Raw genomic sequence first — 17,849 nt, 5'->3', positions numbered from 1 at the left:
GCGTTCGCCGCGCACCACTTCCAGCTGGTGCAGGCGCGAACGCAGGCGGCCGGCGGTCGGCGGCAGGCGCAGGTCGCCGCTGACGTGCTGCAGGCCCAGGCGCTTGCCCAGCACCGATTGCAGCAGGTCCAGGCCGAGCCCATCGCGGGCCGAGATCCAGACGCGTTCGCGGCGTGCGGTATCGGGAATGCCGTCCTGGCCGTCGTGGCGGATCTCGCTGCCTTCGATGCGGTCGATCTTGTTGAACACCAGCAGCTGCGGCAGCTCGCCCGCGCCCACTTCGTTGAGCACTTCATCAACCTGGGCGATGCGCTCCTCGCGGTGCGGATCGGCGGCATCGACCACGTGCAGCAGGAAGTCGGCCTCGCGCGCTTCGCTCAGGGTCGCGCGGAACGCGGCCACCAGTTCGTGCGGCAGGTCGCGGACGAAGCCCACCGTATCGGCCAGCACCACGTTGCCGCCCGGCACCGCGATGCGGCGCACGGTCGGGTCCAGGGTGGCGAACAGCTTGTCGGCGGCGTACGCCTCCGCACCGGTCAGTGCATTGAACAGGGTCGACTTGCCGGCATTGGTGTAGCCCACCAGCGCCACGCGCGGCAGTTCGCTGCGCACGCGGGCACGGCGCATCTGGGTACGCTGCACTTCGACCTTTTCCAGCCGCTTCTGCAGCTGTTCCACCCGCTTCTGCAGCAGGCGGCGGTCGGTTTCGAGCTGGGTTTCACCCGGACCGCGCAGGCCGATGGCACCGCCGCGCTGGCGCTCCAGGTGGGTCCAGCCACGGACCAGCCGGGTGGACATGTGGCGCAGCTGCGCCAGTTCCACCTGCAGCTTGCCTTCGTGGCTGTGCGCACGCTGGGCGAAGATGTCCAGGATCAGGCCGGTACGGTCGATCACCCGGCGCTCGAGGAAGCGCTCCAGGTTGCGCTCCTGCGACGGCGAAAGCGCATGGTTGACCAGCACCAGGTCGGCGCCGGTGGCCTCGGCGGCCGCCTTGATCTCGTCGAGCTTGCCCGAGCCGATCAGGATCGACGGGTTGGGCCGGTCGATGCGCGCGGTCAGGGTAGCGGCGATGCTGGCCCCGGCAGAGCGGGCCAGATCGGTGAACTCTTCCAGCACATCTTCTTCCAGCCGGCCGGAATGCGGCTGGATCAGGAGCGCGTGTTCGCCTCGCTTGGAACGGTCAAACACGCGCGTCTCCGCAGTTGCTTACTTCATTCAACGTCGTCTTCTTCCTGGGCGCCGTCGGCGCCACCTTCATTGGACTGCACATAGCCACCACCGGGACCCACCCGGACGTTGCGAGCCGGCACCACGGTCGAAATGGCGTGCTTGTACACCATCTGGCTGACCGTATTGCGCAGCAGGACAACGAACTGGTCGAACGATTCGATCGTTCCCTGCAATTTGATGCCATTGACCAGATACACCGACACCGGCACGCGTTCGCGCCGAAGTGCATTCAGAAACGGATCCTGCAGCGATTGCCCCTTGGACATTGCACACTCCTCATTATTGTTTTTATGGTCTTCCGGCAACTGCCACGGCCCCCGCCACCGGAACCTCCGATGGTACACGGGCCAAGGGCAAGGCGCTGTGGCTCAGCGGGCAACAAAGGCCGCTACGGCATCGGCCAGGGAATCCCCGTCTATATGGGGATCGAACCAGCGTGCATCAAGCTCTCCGCGCAGCCAGGTCAACTGGCGCTTGGCCAGCTGCCGGGTGGCCTGGATGGCCTTGTCGCGGAAGTCGCGGGCACTGCCCTGCCCGTCCAGGAACTCCCAGGCCTGGCGATAGCCGACGGCCCGGACCGCCGGCAGGTCCAGCGGCGCCGCCACTGCCGCCATCCCAGGCATCGCACGCAGCGACCGCACCTCGTCCAGGAACCCCTGGGCGAGCATGCTGTCGAAGCGGGTTTCGATGCGCTGGTGCAGTACGCTGCGCTCGCGCGGGGCCAGCACCAGCTTCAGGCAGCGCACCGGCAGGCGGTCCACGCCGGGCAGCTTCTGCCACTCGCTGATCGGTGTGCCGGTCAGGCGATAGACCTCCAGCGCCCGCTGGATGCGCTGCGGGTCGGTCGCATGGATACGGGCTGCAGCGGCGGGATCGATTCCGGCCAGCTGTGCGTGCAGCGCCGGCCAGCCCAGTTCTGCCGCCTCGGCGCCGATCACCGCCCGGGTAGCCGGGTCGGCCGGTGGCATCGGCGACAGCCCCTGCAACAGCGCGCGGAAGTACAACCCGGTGCCGCCGGCCAGGATCGGCATGCGTCCGCGCGCGATGATGTCGGCCACCACGCGTGCGGCATCCACGGCGAACTCCGCCGCTGAATAGGTCTGCCACGGATCGCGCAGGTCGAGCAGGTGGTGTGGCGCCTGCGCGCGCTCGGCGGCATCGGGCTTGGCCGAGCCGATATCCAGCCCGCGGTAGACCAGCGCCGAATCGACGCTGACGATCTCCCCGCCCAGTTGCCGCGCCAGTGCGATGGCGGTGGCGGTCTTGCCCGACGCGGTCGGGCCCATCACCGCGATCGCCAGCGGGCGCCGGTCGGCGCCCATCAGCCCTCGTCCGGCCAGCGCGGCATCGCCGGGGCGGCATCCACCCGCGGCATCGGCACCGCATCGACCGCCGCCCACACTTTCAGTGCGTCCACGGTGGCAGCGACGTCATGCACGCGCAGGATCGTCGCGCCGCGCTGGGCGGCGACCAGGTGCGCGGCGACCGAGCCGGCCACGCGCTCGCGCGGCGCCTCGCGGCCAGTCAGTTCGCCGATGCTGCGCTTGCGCGACAGCCCGGCCAGCATCGGCACGCCCAGTTCCAGGAAGCGCGCCGAGCGCGCCAGCAGGATCATGTTGTGTTCGGTGGTCTTGCCGAAGCCGAAGCCCAGGTCGATCACAAGGTTCTTCTTCGCGATGCCGGCCATTTCGGCCGAGAACATCCGATCGACCAGGAACCGGTGCACCTCGGCCACGACGTCGTCGTAGTGCGGGGTGTCCTGCATGCTGCCGGGTTCGCCCTGCATGTGCATCAGCACCACCGGCACGCCCAGCTCGGCGGCGGCGGCCAATGCCCCGTCCTGCCGCAGCGCATGGATGTCGTTGATCATGCCGGCACCGGCGGCCACTGCGGCACGCATCACCTCCGGCTTGAAGGTGTCGATGCTGATCGGCACCTGGGTCTGGGCGGCGAGCTGTTCGATCACCGGGACCACCCGGCGAAGCTCTTCCTCCAGCGCTACCGGCGCGGCACCGGGCCGGGTCGATTCACCACCGATCTCGAGCAGGTCGGCGCCTTCGGCCACCAGTTGCAGTCCATGGGCGACCGCGGCTTCGGTACTGTCGTGCGCGCCACCATCCGAGAACGAATCCGGGGTGACGTTGACGATGCCCATGACGCGCGGGCGGTCCAGCCGCAGTACGCGGCCGCCGCAGTCCAGCTGGGGAGAAGTATCGAACATGGGCCTTCCACGAAATACGCCAGCGCCTAGTTTACGCCGGCGTACTCCGATAACCCGCGGCCCGCGGGGCCTGGCGGGCTAGAAATCGCCCAGCTTGGCCTCGTCGGTCGGGTTGGCCAGCCACTCGGCGAGGTCGTTGCCGATGGCGGTGACCACGCGCTGGAGCACGTCGCAGGAGCCCTTGAACAGGCCGCCGGGGCCACCGCGCGAAATCCGCCGCGCCGTCACCGCCGCCACCTTCTGCCCGTCGTCCATCAACACGCCGCGCACGGTCGCCGACTTGTAGTGGTTGTAGCCGGTGCGGGCGCTCTGCGCCTCCACGATCTCCAGCTTCAGCACCCGGCCTTCGGTGGCCAGCTGCTCGTCGAAGGCGATGGTGTTGCCGAAGTCCGGCGCGCTGTTGCCCAGCGCGGTCCCCAGCTGCGCGCCCATCCGGCATTCGGCCTTGATGTTGTCGGCGATGTAGGACGTTTCGGAGAACGGCACCGGGTCCTGCACGTGGACGGTGGCCGCAAACGCGGGCGTGGCACAGCACAGCAGCGCGGCAGTCGCCGCGCGCATCGAATGACGCATGTATTCCCCCTGGAATGATGTTCACGGCCGCGCGGTGCGACCGTGCCTGCGCATCGTGCCGAACGCGGCGCGCGGCCGCAAGGGCTTAGCGCCGGCGGCGCTTGCGGTCCACGTACAGGGTCTTGGCGACGCTCAGGCCGATGCCGAGCACGATGCCGACGATGCCGCCAAGCAGGTAGTTCCCGCTGAGCACGCCGACCACGGCGCCGACCACCGTGGCAATCACGATTTCGGTGGTGTGGGATATCTGCGGCGGCGGGGTGGACATGGCAACTCCGGAACTGCGGTCAGGCGGGAAGGAAACGAAGAAGGCCGGGTTGCCCCGGCCTTCGTCTGTCATCGGTTCAACTCAGAGCTGTTCGGCGGGCCCGGCGATCGGCGGCACCGGACGGGCGTCGCCACCCTTGTCGTTGTTGTTGCTGCCACCGTCCTTGTTGGACTTGCCCCAGCCCATCGGCGGCGGCGGATCGCGGCCTTCCATGATGGCGTCGATCTGCGGCGCATCGATGGTCTCGTACTGCAGCAGCAGCTGGGACATGGTGTGCAGCTTGTCGAGGTTGGCGGTGACCAGCTCGGTGGTGCGGGCGTAGGCCTTGTCCAGGATGCTGCGCACCACTTCATCGATGCGGCGCGCGGTATCGTCGGACACGCTCTTGTGCTGGGTCACCGAACGGCCCAGGAACACCTCGTCGTCCTCTTCGCCATAAGCGATCGGGCCGAGCTCGTCGGACAGGCCCCACTTGGTGACCATGTTGCGGGCCATCTTGGTGGCGCGTTCGATGTCGTTGGAGGCACCGGTGGTGACCTTGTCGGCGCCGAAGATCAGCTCTTCGGCGACGCGGCCGCCGTACAGCGAGCACAGCTGCGATTCGATCGCCACGCGGTTCATCGAGTACTTGTCGCCTTCCGGCAGGTACATGGTCACGCCCAGCGCGCGACCGCGCGGGATGATGGTGACCTTGTAGACCGGATCGTGCTCGGGCACCAGGCGCCCGACGATGGCGTGGCCGGCTTCGTGGTAGGCGGTGAGCGTCTTCTCTTCTTCGCTCATGGCCATCGAACGGCGCTCGGCACCCATCAGGATCTTGTCGCGCGCACGGTCGAAGTGCTCCATGCGCACTTCCTTCTCGTTGCTGCGGGCCGCAAACAATGCCGCCTCGTTGCACAGGTTGGCCAGGTCGGCACCGGAGAAGCCCGGGGTACCGCGCGCGATCACCATCGGCTCGACGTCGTCGGCCAGCGGCAGCTTGCGCATGTGCACCTTGAGGATCTGCTCGCGGCCCCTGACATCGGCCAGCCCGACCACGACCTGGCGGTCGAAGCGACCCGGGCGCAGCAGCGCCGGGTCCAGCACGTCGGGACGGTTGGTGGCGGCGATGACGATCACGCCCTCGCCCCCCTCGAAGCCGTCCATTTCCACCAGCAGCTGGTTCAGGGTCTGCTCGCGCTCGTCATGACCGCCGCCCAGGCCGGCACCGCGATGGCGGCCGACGGCGTCGATTTCGTCGATGAAGATGATGCACGGGGCCTGCTTCTTGGCCTGCTCGAACATGTCGCGCACGCGGCTGGCGCCGACGCCGACGAACATTTCCACGAAGTCCGAACCGGAGATCGAGAAGAACGGGACCTTGGCTTCGCCGGCGATGGCACGGGCCAGCAGGGTCTTGCCGGTACCGGGCGGGCCGACCATCAGCACGCCGCGCGGGATCTTGCCGCCGAGCTTGGTGAACTTGGTCGGATCGCGCAGGAAGTCGACCAGTTCGCCGACTTCTTCCTTGGCTTCGTCGCAGCCGGCGACGTCGGCGAAGGTGACCTTGATCTGGTCTTCGCCCTGCAGCTTGGCGCGCGACTTGCCGAAGGACATCGCGCCCTTGGCACCGCCGCCACCGCCCTGCATCTGGCGCATGATGAACAACCAGAAGCCGATGATCAGGATCACCGGGAGGAAGTTCATCAGGATCGCGCCCAGCGAGATGCCGCTGGACGGCTCTTCCTGGACGATTTCCACGTTCTTGGCACGCAGGATGTTGATCAGGTCGCGATCCATCGGCGCGGTGATGGTGGCCGACTGGCCGCTGCGCGTGGTGTACGAGATCTGGTTGGTGCCGCTGCGCATGTCGCCGCTGAAGGTCACCTTCTGGACGTTGCCGCCATCCACCTGGTCCAGGAACTGCGAATACGTGGCGCCCTGGGCACCGGCGCCGCTGCTCTTTGGCGAGAAGCTCTGGAACACCACCATGAGCACCACGGCGACGACCACCCATAGCAGGAGGTTCTTGGTCAAGTCGTTCATCCTCATTGGCTCCGGTGTTCCTCTAATGCCTGACGCAATTGGTATGGTTGAGCTTACTTGATCTGGGTGCGTTTGCCCTGCCCCAAGGCATACACCTCGGGCGAGCGCTTCCGGGACGCTTCAGGCTTGCGGATCACGACCTTGTCGTACCGGCGGCGCATCTCGCGCACGTAGTCGTCAAAGCCCACGCCCTGGAACAGCTTGATCAGGAACGCGCCACCCGGCTTGAGATGGTTGTCGGCAAAATCCAGCGCCAACTCGGCCAGGTGCATCATCCGCGGCTGGTCTACCGCGTCCATACCACTTTTATTGGGGGCCATATCCGAGAGCACAAGGTCTACCGGCTGATCCCCGAGCATGGCTTCAAACTGCGATAGGACGGCCTGCTCCCTGAAGTCCCCGTGAAGGAACTCCACGCCGGCCAGCGGCGGCATCTCCAGGATGTCCAGGGCCAGCACCCGGCCGGTGTCGCCGATCTGGCGCCGGACCTGCTGCGACCAGCCGCCCGGGGCGGCACCCAGGTCGACCACCACCATGTGCGGCTTCAGCAGCCGGTCACGCGCGAGCAGCTCCTCCAGCTTGTAGGCCGCGCGCGAGCGCATGCCCTCGGCCTGGGCCTTCTTCACGAAGGGGTCGGCGAAGTGTTCTTTCAACCAGCGTTGGCTGCTCTTGCTGCGGGAAACCATTGGAGATAGGGCCGGACGGGGTGGTCATGATACCCTGATCGCCCCAGTTAACCGCTTGTTCCTGAATGTCTATTGTCCTGACCTCGTCCCAGACCCGCTTCCTCCGCGGCCAAGCCCATGATCTGAAAGCCCTGCTGCAGATCGGCGGCAAGGGGGTCACGCCGGCCTTCCTGGCTGAACTGGACGAAGTCCTGGAGCGCCATGAACTGATCAAGGTGAAGGTGGGCGCGGAAGACCGCGATGCCCGCGACGCCATGATCGCCGAGCTGGTCCAGGCCTCCGACAGTGCGCTGGTGCAGCGCATCGGCCACGTGGCCGTGCTCTACCGCCCCAGCAAGGAACAGCGCCAGATCGTGCTTCCGCGCGGCTGATCGCCATGCAGCTGAACCACGAAATCCCCGATTACGCCTATGCGTTCCGCGCCGTCGGCACGGGCTCGGTGGTGCTGGAAGACCGCGAGCAGGTCCGTACCCGCGAGCTGGGCCAGAGCTTCATTGTGACCCCGCAGGCACTGGTGGAGGCGTGGCCGGCACCGGCCACTGCCAAGGAACTGACCCCGGAAGACCTGGCGCCGGTACTGGCGCTGGCGCCGGAGCTGGTGATCCTGGGGACCGGGGCGACGCAGCAGTTTCCGTCGGCCGCCGTCATGGGCGCCTGCCTGACCCGTGGCATCGGCATTGAAGTGATGACCAACGCGGCGGCGGCACGGACCTTCAACCTGCTGGCCAGCGAGAGCCGCAAGGTGGCTGCGGCGATCCTGCTGCCGGGCTGAAATTCGCTGATTTCGTTCAGGAAAGGCTGCCGTTGGCAGCCTTTTTTGTGCCTTACTTCGGGGGCAGGTACAGCAGCGGGTCTACCGGCTTGCCGTTGTAGCGGATCTCGAAGTGCAGCATGTCGCGGGTGGTGCCGGTACGGCCCATCTCGGCGATCTGCTCGCCGGCCTTGACGCTCTGGCCTTCATTGACCAGCCGCTTGCGGTTGTGGCCATAGGCCGACAGCCACTGGTCGCTGTGCTTGACGATGATCAGCTCGCCGAAACCGACCAGGCCGGCGCCGGAATAGACCACCACGCCCGGCGCGGTGGCGCGCACCGGCTGGCCGCTGCTGCCGGCGATATCCACGCCCTGCTTGGTGACATCGGCACCGACGAAGCGACCGACGACGGCACCGTCGGCCGGCCAGCGCCAGCTGATGTTGCTCTTGATCGCGGTGGTCGGCGACGGGGTCGGCGCAGGTGCCGGGGTGGGCGCGGTGCCGCCCGGTCGCGGCGCGGTCACCACGGTGGTCGGCGCGCGGCCCGGCGTGTTGCCCGGGTACAGCCGCAGGACCTGGCCCGGGTAGATCGTGTACGGCTCGGCCAGCCCGTTCCAGCCCGCCAGGTCGCGCGGGGTGATGTTGTGGATGCGTGCCAGTGCGTACAGGGTGTCGCCACGACGCACCACGGCGGTCTGGCCCGGCTTGGCCACCGAGGTCTGCGGCGTGGTGTGCGCGGTGCGCCCGCCGGACGGCTTGACCACCGTGGCGGTGCCGCAGGCACTCAGGGTGGACGCCACCAGCAGCAGGGCGGTCAGCCGTGCGGCCCCGCTCAAACGATCAGCACTCATGCGAACTTCGCTCTCCAGACAAGCCAGGCCACAAGACCCACCACCAATGCGGTGGCGATCCAGCCCAGCGGTTCAATCCAACGCCGCAGCGCCGCTTCGGCACGCGCCCCGCCAATGCGGATGACGGCAGCCAGCACGTAAACGCGCTTGCCCCGCCCGATCAACATGCTCAGGAAGTACTGCGGCAGCGGCACGCCGACGATACCCGATGCCCACGTGAAGACCTTCATCGGGATGGGCATGAAGCCGCCCAGCACCAGGAAGGTGAACACCGCCCAGGGCGATTCGGCCATCTTGGCCTGCACGATGGCGATGCCGCCTTCGATGCTGGTCAACATGCCCATCGCGGCGAACAGCGGCTTGACCGCTTCAAACGAATAGTGACCCAGCGCATAGCCGACCAGCGCACCGGCCATCGAGCCGGCCAGGCTGAGCGTGGCGAACCACCAGCCGCGCTTGGGCTGGGCCACGCACATCGGCGCCAGCATCACTTCGGGCATCACCGGGAAGATGATCGCCTCGATGAAGCTGAGCACCGTCAGGTAGGTCGGGGCGCGCTCGTGCGCGGCCCACTTCATTGCCCGCTCGTACAGCGGACCAAAAATCTTCATGACGCGACGCTCCTTGGAATCAGTCCAGCATGCCAGACAGCAGCGGCACGAACGTGACCGGCGCCAGTACCTGCTGTTCAACGCTGCCGTCGTCGCGACGGGTCAGCTGGATCAGCGACTGCGCCCCTGCCCCGCCAACCGGCGCGACCAGGCGCCCGCCCACGGCCAGCTGCTCGACCAGTGCATCGACCAGCGCCGGCGCCGCAGCGGTCACCACGATGGCGTCGAACGGGCCATGTTCGGCCCAGCCGATGCGGCCATCGTCGTGCTTGCTGCGGATGTTCATGCCCAGTGCGCGGAAGCGCTTGCGCGCCTGCCGCAGCAGGTCGCCGATGCGCTCGACGGTATAGACCTCCAGCCCCAGCGCACCGAGCACGGCGGCCTGGTAGCCCGAGCCGGTGCCTACTTCCAGCACCTTCTTCGGCGCCGACTGCAGCACCGCTTCGGTCATCCGCGCCACCACCCACGGCTGGGAGATGGTCTGGCCGTGGCCGATCGGCAGTGCGGTGTCTTCGTAGGCACGCGAGGCCAGGGCTTCGTCGATGAACAGATGCCGCGGCACCACCCGGATCGCATTGAGGGTGGCTTCGTCGGCGATGCCGCTTTCGCGCAGGCGTTCGACCAGGCGGTCGCGCACGCGCTGGGAGGTCATGCCGATCCCGACCGCTTCGGGCTGCAGGCGCAGGCGCTGGCTCATGCCGGCCGGTCCAGCGCGGCGGTCAGCCCGCCTACCCAGCTGGCGACCTTCTCCAGTGCCTGGTAACGGGTCAGGTCGACCTGGATCGGGGTGATCGAGATGAATCCGTTGCGCACGGCGTGGAAGTCCGTGCCCGGGCCCGAATCCTGTTCGCGCCCGGCCGGGCCGATCCAGAACACTTCATTGCCGCGCGGGTCGCGCTGGGCGATGCAGCCTTCGGCACGGTGGCGGTTGCCCAAGCGGGTCACTTCGAAGCCACGCACCTCCGACCACGGCAGGTCGGGCACGTTGACGTTGAGGATGGTGTCGGCCGGCAGCGGGTCGGCCTTGAGCCGGGTGACGATCTCCACGGCCGCACGCGCAGCGGTTTCGAAATTGCGCGGGTCGTGGTTGTGGGTGACCAGCGACATCGCCACCGCCGGCAGGCCGAGGAAACGCCCTTCCATCGCCGCCGACACGGTGCCGGAGTAGATGACGTCGTCGCCCAGGTTGGCGGCGTTGTTGATGCCCGACACCACGATGTCCGGGTCGTATTCGAGCAGGCCGGTCAGCGCCAGGTGCACGCAGTCGGTCGGGGTACCGGCCACCGAACAGGTGTAGTGGTCGATGCGCTTGACCCGCACCGGCAGGTCCAGGGTCAGCGAGTTGCTGGCGCCGGAGCGGTCGCGGTCGGGGGCGACCACCATCACTTCATGGCCGGCCTCGCGCAGCACGGAGGCGAGCATCCTGATGCCGGGGGCATCGACGCCGTCGTCGTTGCTGACCAGGATCCGCATCTGGGTTTTAACCGCTTGATTGTTCAAGACTTCATTTCCATCACTTTCCAGCGTTGGCGGGGCCGGCCTTCACCCGTTACGGGATCACCGACCGCGCAAGTGCGTCAGCTATTGTGCCGCAAGCGGGCAGATCGGCCTACCCCGGCGGGAGGTAGGCACGGCCGATTCAGGGCATTAGGCTGTACGCATGTCACATCCTGAAGACGAAGATCCGGCCGCGCTGTTCCGCGCCGCCATCGGCGAGGTCACGCCGCTGCGCAAGCCGGTGGCCGCGCCGCCGGCAACGCCGCGGCCGAAGCCGCGTGCGCGCATGGCCGAACAGGACGAGGACGCCGCACGCGGGGAGTTCGCCCGGCTGCTGCGCGACAGCAGCCCGCTGGAGGCCGGCGACACCGCCAGTTACCGGCGCGAAAACCTGCCGGCCCGGATGTTCCAGCGGCTCAAGCGCGGCCAGTATTCGGTGCAGGATGAGCTGGACCTGCATGGGGCAACCGTGGTCCAGGCGGAGACGCTGCTGCGCCAGTTCCTGCTGGAAGCACATGCACACGAGCATGGCTGCGTGCGCATCATCCATGGCAAGGGGCTGCAGTCCGATGGGGGCGCGCCGATCCTGAAGAACCTGGTGGACCGGTTGCTGCGCCAGCGCAATGACGTGCTGGCGTTTCATTCGGCACCGGCCGGGCAAGGCGGCACCGGCGCGGTGCTGGTGCTGCTGGCGAACCGGTGACGCCCTGCGTGTATTACGTGGGGGATCCGGCGTCGTGCACTGGGCCCAGCTCATGCAATACGGCGGTGGCATAACACCCTGGCGGCAGCGCGAATGTCAGTTCGAGGACGTCCGCTTCCAACCAGCGATGCTGCAGGTTGGCCGGGCGCAGCCGCAGCGCGCGGCGCTCCTGCTTCAGGCGCGCGCCTTCCAGCCCGGTGCGCAGCTGCAGTGACTGCTCGTCGCTGATCGCACCCAGCTCCAGTTCGGCCGCCGCCCCGCTGCTGCGCAGCTCGCCTTCGCCCCACAACGGACCGCTGGGATGGATGTCGAACCGCCCCAGGCGGTCTGCCAGCAGGTCGGTCCACGGCTCGGGGCCAAACACGCTGCGGCTGCCATCGAGCATCCACACCTCACCCTCGAGCGGGCTGTCCCAGTTGCCCCGCGCGACGCGTTCGGCCAGCACCTGGTTGAACAGCGCCGAACGCGCGGCCGACAGCAGCAGCGAGCGCTGGTCGGGACGCACGCGGCGGCCGCCAAACATCGCCAGCGCAGCCGGCACGTTGCCGCCATCGCGGCCGAAGCGCTGCTCGCCGAACCAGTTCGGCAGGCCACGCGCGGCGATCAGCGACAGCCGCTCGTCGATCGCCTTCGCCTCGCCCTGCACGTTGCGCAACACCAGCCGGAAGCGGTTGCCGGCCAGCGCGCCGCGCTGCAGCTTGCGGTTGTGCCAGGTGGATTCGACCACCTCCACTTCGTCCGAGGCCAGCAGCGCGATGTCCGGCGCGATGCGCTTGGGCAGGTGCACGCTGAACCGCTGCGTGGTGACCGCATGCCGGTCCTTCATGCCGGCATAGCTGACCGCCATGTCCGGCAGCCCCGCCCACTTCGCGAGCAGTTTGGCCACATGCACGGTGTTGGCGCCGCGCTTGCGGATCGTCAACAGCAGGTGCTCGCCCTCCCCGGTCGGCTCGAACGCCGGCAGTTCGTCCACCTGGAAATCTTCCGGGGTGGTGCGGATGTCGGCACGCAGCAGCGGCTCGCCGAAGGCCAGCGGCAACGGGATCACAGCGCCACCAGCAGCACGACGGCCTGGGCGGCGATGCCTTCGCCACGCCCGGTGAACCCGAGCTTCTCGGAAGTGGTGGCCTTGACGCTCACCGCATCCAGCGCGATGCCCAGCAGCCCGGCGATGCGCTCGCGCATGGCCAGCGCATGCGGGCCGACCTTGGGCCGCTCGCAGATCACGGTGATGTCGGTGTTGCCAACCTGCCAGCCGCGTTCACGCAGCAGGCCGTTGCAGTGTTCGAGGAAGCGGCTGCTGTCGGCATCCTTCCAGCGCATGTCCGACGGCGGGAAGTGCTGGCCGATGTCGCCCAGCGACAGCGCGCCCAGCATGGCATCGCACAGCGCGTGCAGGATCACATCGCCATCGCTGTGCGCCAGCACGCCGCAGCTGTGCGCGACGCGGATGCCGCCGAGCATGATGTGGTCGCCCTCGCCGAAGGCGTGGACGTCATAACCCTGCCCGATGCGGACCGGAGGAAACGGGGTGTTCATGGCAAAAAACCTGCGGTGATGGCCGGCGCGGACGGGCTCAGGAGCCGCGGCGCGACAGCTCGAATTCGAATCGGGACAGATCGGCCGGGGTGGTGACCTTGAAGTTGTCCTCGTTGCCCTCGACCAGCAACGGGCGCAGCCCCTGCCGCTCCATCGCCATGGCGTCGTCGGTGACGTCCACGCCGGCGGCGGCTGCTTCCTGCAGCGCGCGGGCGAGCTGGTGACGGCGGAACAGCTGCGGGGTCAGCGCGCGCCACAGGCGCGCACGCGGCTCGGTACCGTCAATACCGCCGTCATCGCCGGCCCGCTTGAGGGTGTCGCGCACCGGCGCGGCCAGGATCGCGCCGACCGGGTCGGTACGCCCCACTTCCAGCAGGCGGCCGAGGTCGGCTGCGGCCAGGTTGGGCCGCGCGGCATCGTGGACCAGCACGAAATCGTCGGCCCGCACGCTGTCGGGCAGTGCCTGCAGGCCGGCCAGCACGGAGGCGGCACGGGTGGCCCCGCCGGTGCAGGTGAGGATCGGTTTGTCGGCCAGTGACTGCCAGCCCGGCCAGTCGACGTCGTTCTCGGCGATGACCACCACCACCCCGGCCACGACCGGGTGCGACAGCAGGGCTTCCAGGGTGTGCGCAAGCAGCACCCGGTCGCCTGCCAGCAGGTACTGCTTGGGCGTGTCGCTGCCGAAGCGGGTGCCACGGCCGGCGGCCGGAACCACGGCCCAGACGCTGCCCATCAGGGCACGTCCGGGTGCGGCGCGTTCGGATCGGCGGCCAGCGCCGGCGCACGCGGCGCCGCCACCGGGGCGTTCTCGACCACGCGGTAGAACTTCTCGCCGGGCTTGATCATGCCCAGCTCGCTGCGCGCGCGTTCTTCAATGGCGGCCTCGCCTTCCTTGAGGTCCTTGACCTCGGCCGCCAGCGCGTCGTTGCGCTGCTGCAGGCCGGCGTTGTCGCGCTTCTGGGATTCGACCTGGGCTTCGAGCGTCATCACTTCTCCCGAATTGCCCGGGCCGAACCAGAAGCGGTACTGCAGCCATGCCAGCAGTACCGCGAGCACCAGCAGCAGCCAGCGCCAGTTGCGCATGCGGATCAGCGCTTCAGCGACACGAACGCGTCACGACCGGCGTAACGCGCGCCGGCACCGAGGGCTTCCTCGATGCGCAGCAGCTGGTTGTACTTGGCCACGCGGTCGCTGCGGCACAGCGAGCCGGTCTTGATCTGGGTGGCGGTGGTGGCCACGGCGATGTCGGCGATGGTGGTGTCTTCGGTTTCGCCCGAACGGTGCGAGACCACGGCGGCGTAGTTGGCGTGGTGCGCCATCGCGATCGCCTCGAGGGTCTCGGTCAGGGTGCCGATCTGGTTGACCTTGATCAGGATCGCGTTGGCGGTGCCGGACTCGATGCCTTCCTTGAAGATCTTCGGGTTGGTCACGAACAGGTCGTCGCCGACCAGCTGCACCTTCTTGCCGATGCGGTCGGTGAGCAGCTTCCAGCCGGCCCAGTCGTTCTCGGCCAGGCCGTCTTCGATGGTGATGATCGGGTACTGGGCCGCCCAGTCGGCCAGGAAATCGACGAACTGCTCGGAGGTCAGGCGCTTGTTCTCGCCCACCAGGTTGTACTTGCCGTTCTCGTAGAACTCGCTGGAGGCCACGTCCAGGCCCAGCAGCACGTCTTCACCGGCGGTGTAACCGGCCTTGCCGATCGCTTCGAGGATGGTGTCGAGCGCTTCGACGTTGCTGCGGAAGTCCGGGGCGAAACCGCCTTCGTCGCCCACGGCCGTGCTCAGGCCATGGCCCTTGAGCACCGACTTCAGCGAATGGAAGATTTCGGTACCGGCGCGCAGGGCTTCGGAGAACGAGGTGAAGCCGACCGGCAGCACCATGAATTCCTGGAAGTCGACGTTGTTGTCGGCATGCGCGCCGCCGTTGATGATGTTCATCATCGGCACCGGCAGGCTCACGTCGGTGCTGCCCTTGGACAGGTACTGCCACAGCGCCTGCTTGTTGGCGGCAGCGGCGGCGTGGGCATTGGCCATGGACACGGCCAGCAGTGCGTTGGCACCCAGGCGGCCCTTGTTTTCGGTGCCATCCAGGTCGATCAGGCGACGGTCGAGGCCTTCCTGGTCGGCCGCGTCAAACCCCTTCAGCGCGGTGGCGATGGTGGTATTGACGTTGTTGACGGCGTTGCGCACGCCCTTGCCCAGGTAACGGGTCTTGTCGCCATCGCGCAGCTCGACCGCTTCCTTGGTGCCGGTGGAGGCACCCGACGGCACGGCGGCACGGCCGAACGAACCGTCCTCCAGGGTGACTTCGGCTTCCAGCGTGGGGTTGCCACGGCTGTCGAGGATTTCACGGGCGTGGATGCTGCGGATCGTGGTCATAGCGGGCCGGTTACCAGTCAGAAAGGGGGAACGCCAAAAAGCAGTGCGTCGAAAGGTGCCGCGTGATTATCCCCACCTGCCCCCCGCTTGCCAAATCCGCGCGCGGGAAGCGTTCGGGGCTACAGCAGCGATGGCAGCAGCAGCACCAGCAACAGCAGGCCCAGCAGGCCCAGTGCGGCGCCGCCACCGGCCGGCTGGCGGCGCAGGCGCAGCGCCAGCACGCTGGCCAGCACGGTGCCCAGCGCGCAGGTTGCGCCCAGCGCCAGGGCCGGTTGATGGGCGTGGCGACGGCCTGGATGGCATGGCTGCCGTCACCGGGCGAACCCACTGCGGAAAACACCAGCACCATCAGCACGAACGCGCAGCCCCAGCTGGCGATGGACAGGACCAGGGCAGCCCAGCCCCAAGGCCAGGCGCGCCAGTGACGGCGCTGGCGGCGCGCCAGCTGCGCCGCCCACGGATCCTGGCTCAGGCGCGTGCTTCCTGCAGCAGCGCGCCGCCGGCCTTGCGCTCACGCGCGGCACGGATGAAGCCGATGAACAGCGGGTGGCCTTCGCGCGGGGTGGACAGGAATTCCGGGTGCGCCTGGCAGGCCAGGAACCACGGGTGCTGGTCGCGCGGCAGCTCGACCACTTCCACCAGGGTGTCGTCCATCGACTTGCCGGCAATCACCAGGCCGGCGTCTTCCAGCTGGGTGCGGTAGCGGTTGTTGAACTCGTAGCGGTGGCGGTGGCGCTCGGACACCACGTCCTTGCCGTACAGCTCACGGGCCAGCGTGCCCGGCTTCAGGCGCTGCTCCTGCAGGCCAAGGCGCATGGTGCCGCCGAGGTCGCTGCGGTCGTCGCGTTTTTCGACATCGCCGGTGGCGGTGCGCCATTCGGTGATCAGGCCGATCACCGGGTTGGGCGACTGGCGGTCGTTCTCGGTGCTGTTGGCGCCGTCCAGGCCGACCACGTTGCGGGCGAAGTCGACCACGGCGGCCTGCATGCCGTAGCAGATGCCGAAATACGGCATCTGCTGTTCACGGGCGAACTGCGAGGTGAGCACCTTGCCTTCGAAACCGCGGTCGCCGAAGCCGCCCGGCACCAGGATGCCATCAACGTCCTTCAGCGCGGCCATGTCGGTGCCTTCCAGGTCCTGCGCTTCCAGCCACTTCAGGTTGACCTTGGTGCGCTGGCGCAGGCCGCCGTGCTTGAGCGCTTCGCCCACGGACTTGTAGGCGTCCTGGTGGTCGACGTACTTGCCGACCACGGCGATGGTGACCTCGTCCAGCGGGTGCAGGGTGGCGTCCACCGCCGCTTCCCACTCGTGCAGGTCGGCCGGGCCGGCCTTGTCGCCCAGCTTGAGCTGGTTGATCACGATTTCATCCAGGCCCTGCTCGTGCAGGCCCATCGGGATGCGGTAGAGCACGTCGACGTCGGGCACGCTGATCACCGCGCGCTCGGACACGTTGGTGAACTGGGCGATCTTGCGGCGCTCGGACTCGGGCACCGGCTGTTCGGAACGGCACAGCAGCACGTCGGGCTGGATGCCGATCGAGCGCAGTTCCTTGACCGAGTGCTGGGTCGGCTTGGTCTTCAGCTCACCGGCGGCGGCGATGTACGGCACCAGGGTGAGGTGCATGAACAGGGCCTTCTCCGGGCCGCGCTCGGTGCGCACCTGGCGGATGGCTTCCAGGAACGGCAGCGATTCGATGTCGCCCACGGTGCCGCCGATTTCCACCAGCGCCACGTCGAAGCCTTCGGTGGCTTCGTCCATGCAGCGGCGGATCTCGTCGGTGATGTGCGGGATGACCTGCACGGTGGCGCCCAGGTAGTCGCCGCGGCGCTCCTTGCGGATCACGTTCTCGTAGATGCGGCCGGTGGTGACCGAGTTCTTGCGGCTCAGGCGGGTGCGCACGAAGCGCTCGTAGTGGCCCAGGTCCAGGTCGGTCTCGGCGCCGTCGTCGGTGACATACACCTCGCCGTGCTGGAACGGGCTCATGGTGCCCGGGTCGACGTTGATGTACGGGTCGAGCTTCATCATCGTGACCTTCAGGCCACGGGCTTCGAGGATGGAGGCGAGCGAGGCGGCGGCAATGCCTTTGCCGAGCGAGGAAACCACGCCGCCGGTTACGAAGATCAAGGGAGTCATGGCTGGGGGTGTCCTGTCAGGAAGGGGGAAACGGCGCCGGCGCGCGGGGCGGCGGACGACGTGAAGGGGAAATCGGGGGTGGTCCGGGCGGCGGCGGCGGGGTGTTCACGCGCCAGGGCCGGGATCGAGGGAACGGTGACGTGGCGGCCGGTCGGCGAGGTCGGGGCGGCCGTGCCGGTCGCCATTGGGACCGTCACCTCCTGCCTACCCTGCTGGCGGTCGCGCACGACCAGACCAGTCCATTCGCTGATGGATGACACGTACTGCTCCCGGAAAGCCATAGTTTACAGATTGAAGGCGTCCAGCCCAAGGGGCACGAACGAAGACGCCCCGGCAAGCCCGGGCGTCGGGGTAGCCCAAACGCTTGTTGCGCGCGGCTTG

The 17,849-nt window shown here is 68.0% G+C and carries 22 protein-coding genes; 3 read left to right on the top strand and 19 right to left on the bottom strand.

The window, feature by feature from the left end:
* The 8 genes from hflX to rlmE form a co-directional block, all read right to left on the bottom strand.
* The coding region (gene hflX / locus QMX79_RS15040) for a ribosome rescue GTPase HflX (RefSeq protein WP_282247443.1) at positions 1-1,188 on the bottom strand (1,188 nt) is incomplete at its 3' end.
* A 23-nt stretch (positions 1,189-1,211) separates the two neighbouring features.
* Positions 1,212-1,496, bottom strand: a complete 285-nt coding sequence (hfq, locus tag QMX79_RS15035; RefSeq protein WP_068850887.1) for an RNA chaperone Hfq — start codon at positions 1,494-1,496, stop codon at positions 1,212-1,214.
* A gap of 102 nt (positions 1,497-1,598) precedes the next feature.
* On the bottom strand, positions 1,599-2,552 hold the full coding sequence (gene miaA, locus QMX79_RS15030; protein ID WP_282247442.1) for a tRNA (adenosine(37)-N6)-dimethylallyltransferase MiaA: 954 nt from the start codon (positions 2,550-2,552) through the stop codon (positions 1,599-1,601).
* A complete protein-coding gene (folP, locus tag QMX79_RS15025) occupies positions 2,552-3,451 on the bottom strand; it encodes a dihydropteroate synthase (protein WP_282247441.1) in 900 nt (299 codons plus the stop codon). The genes miaA and folP overlap by 1 nt, the downstream gene beginning before the upstream one ends.
* 78 nt (positions 3,452-3,529) lie before the next feature.
* On the bottom strand, positions 3,530-4,024 hold the full coding sequence (locus QMX79_RS15020; RefSeq protein ID WP_282247440.1) for a hypothetical protein: 495 nt from the start codon (positions 4,022-4,024) through the stop codon (positions 3,530-3,532).
* A gap of 85 nt (positions 4,025-4,109) precedes the next feature.
* On the bottom strand, positions 4,110-4,292 hold the full coding sequence (locus tag QMX79_RS15015) for a hypothetical protein (protein WP_282247439.1): 183 nt from the start codon (positions 4,290-4,292) through the stop codon (positions 4,110-4,112).
* An 81-nt stretch (positions 4,293-4,373) separates the two neighbouring features.
* Complete coding sequence (gene ftsH, locus QMX79_RS15010) at positions 4,374-6,317, bottom strand: ATP-dependent zinc metalloprotease FtsH (RefSeq protein WP_282247438.1); 1,944 nt, start codon at positions 6,315-6,317, stop codon at positions 4,374-4,376.
* Positions 6,318-6,370: 53 nt separating this feature from the next.
* On the bottom strand, positions 6,371-7,003 hold the full coding sequence (gene rlmE, locus QMX79_RS15005; RefSeq protein WP_068850870.1) for a 23S rRNA (uridine(2552)-2'-O)-methyltransferase RlmE: 633 nt from the start codon (positions 7,001-7,003) through the stop codon (positions 6,371-6,373).
* Between the two features lie 65 nt (positions 7,004-7,068).
* On the opposite strand from rlmE, the gene yhbY reads away from it, so the two are divergent.
* Positions 7,069-7,374, top strand: a complete 306-nt coding sequence (gene yhbY / locus QMX79_RS15000) for a ribosome assembly RNA-binding protein YhbY (RefSeq protein ID WP_282247437.1) — start codon at positions 7,069-7,071, stop codon at positions 7,372-7,374.
* 5 nt (positions 7,375-7,379) lie between these two features.
* A complete protein-coding gene (locus tag QMX79_RS14995) occupies positions 7,380-7,775 on the top strand; it encodes an Mth938-like domain-containing protein (RefSeq protein ID WP_282247436.1) in 396 nt (131 codons plus the stop codon).
* A 52-nt stretch (positions 7,776-7,827) separates the two neighbouring features.
* On the opposite strand, the gene QMX79_RS14990 is transcribed toward QMX79_RS14995, so the two are convergent.
* From QMX79_RS14990 to surE, 4 genes are read right to left on the bottom strand one after another with little or no spacing between them, the layout of a single operon-like run.
* Positions 7,828-8,607, bottom strand: a complete 780-nt coding sequence (locus QMX79_RS14990) for a peptidoglycan DD-metalloendopeptidase family protein (protein ID WP_282247435.1) — start codon at positions 8,605-8,607, stop codon at positions 7,828-7,830.
* Positions 8,604-9,218 (bottom strand): DedA family protein, encoded by a 615-nt coding sequence (locus tag QMX79_RS14985; RefSeq protein WP_282247434.1) that lies wholly within the window; start codon positions 9,216-9,218, stop codon positions 8,604-8,606. Before QMX79_RS14985 ends, QMX79_RS14990 begins: the two co-directional genes overlap by 4 nt.
* A 19-nt stretch (positions 9,219-9,237) precedes the next feature.
* Positions 9,238-9,915: a protein-L-isoaspartate(D-aspartate) O-methyltransferase gene (locus QMX79_RS14980; protein ID WP_068850856.1), complete on the bottom strand. Its 678-nt coding sequence runs from the start codon at positions 9,913-9,915 to the stop codon at positions 9,238-9,240.
* Positions 9,912-10,691, bottom strand: a complete 780-nt coding sequence (gene surE, locus QMX79_RS14975; protein WP_282247445.1) for a 5'/3'-nucleotidase SurE — start codon at positions 10,689-10,691, stop codon at positions 9,912-9,914. The genes QMX79_RS14980 and surE overlap by 4 nt, the downstream gene beginning before the upstream one ends.
* 187 nt (positions 10,692-10,878) lie before the next feature.
* Here surE and QMX79_RS14970 point away from each other — a divergent pair, with 187 nt between their 5' ends.
* Positions 10,879-11,418: a Smr/MutS family protein gene (locus QMX79_RS14970; RefSeq protein WP_282247433.1), complete on the top strand. Its 540-nt coding sequence runs from the start codon at positions 10,879-10,881 to the stop codon at positions 11,416-11,418.
* A 13-nt stretch (positions 11,419-11,431) separates the two neighbouring features.
* Here QMX79_RS14970 and truD read toward each other — a convergent pair whose 3' ends face one another.
* The 7 genes from truD to QMX79_RS14935 all read right to left on the bottom strand — a co-directional run bounded on the left by truD (position 11,432) and on the right by QMX79_RS14935 (position 17,728).
* The gene (truD, locus tag QMX79_RS14965) at positions 11,432-12,466 is read right to left on the bottom strand and encodes a tRNA pseudouridine(13) synthase TruD (protein ID WP_282247432.1); all 1,035 of its coding nucleotides are present in this window, start codon (positions 12,464-12,466) and stop codon (positions 11,432-11,434) included.
* The gene (ispF, locus tag QMX79_RS14960; protein ID WP_282247431.1) at positions 12,463-12,957 is read right to left on the bottom strand and encodes a 2-C-methyl-D-erythritol 2,4-cyclodiphosphate synthase; all 495 of its coding nucleotides are present in this window, start codon (positions 12,955-12,957) and stop codon (positions 12,463-12,465) included. Before ispF ends, truD begins: the two co-directional genes overlap by 4 nt.
* 37 nt (positions 12,958-12,994) lie before the next feature.
* A complete protein-coding gene (gene ispD / locus QMX79_RS14955) occupies positions 12,995-13,693 on the bottom strand; it encodes a 2-C-methyl-D-erythritol 4-phosphate cytidylyltransferase (protein WP_282247444.1) in 699 nt (232 codons plus the stop codon).
* The gene (gene ftsB, locus QMX79_RS14950; protein WP_282247430.1) at positions 13,690-14,040 is read right to left on the bottom strand and encodes a cell division protein FtsB; all 351 of its coding nucleotides are present in this window, start codon (positions 14,038-14,040) and stop codon (positions 13,690-13,692) included. Before ftsB ends, ispD begins: the two co-directional genes overlap by 4 nt.
* A 5-nt stretch (positions 14,041-14,045) precedes the next feature.
* Positions 14,046-15,335, bottom strand: a complete 1,290-nt coding sequence (eno, locus tag QMX79_RS14945) for a phosphopyruvate hydratase (protein WP_095364045.1) — start codon at positions 15,333-15,335, stop codon at positions 14,046-14,048.
* 468 nt (positions 15,336-15,803) lie between these two features.
* A complete protein-coding gene (locus tag QMX79_RS14940) occupies positions 15,804-17,468 on the bottom strand; it encodes a CTP synthase (RefSeq protein ID WP_282247429.1) in 1,665 nt (554 codons plus the stop codon).
* The gene (locus tag QMX79_RS14935) at positions 17,465-17,728 is read right to left on the bottom strand and encodes a hypothetical protein (RefSeq protein WP_282247428.1); all 264 of its coding nucleotides are present in this window, start codon (positions 17,726-17,728) and stop codon (positions 17,465-17,467) included. The genes QMX79_RS14940 and QMX79_RS14935 overlap by 4 nt, the downstream gene beginning before the upstream one ends.
* Positions 17,729-17,849: the final 121 nt, after the last annotated feature.

The organism is Stenotrophomonas sp. PS02300 (genome assembly GCF_029959395.1).
GTDB classification, from domain to species: Bacteria; Pseudomonadota; Gammaproteobacteria; order Xanthomonadales; family Xanthomonadaceae; genus Stenotrophomonas; species Stenotrophomonas maltophilia_AD.
Note: the sequence above shows the minus strand (reverse complement) of the source record. Positions and strands in the feature narration are given on the sequence as shown.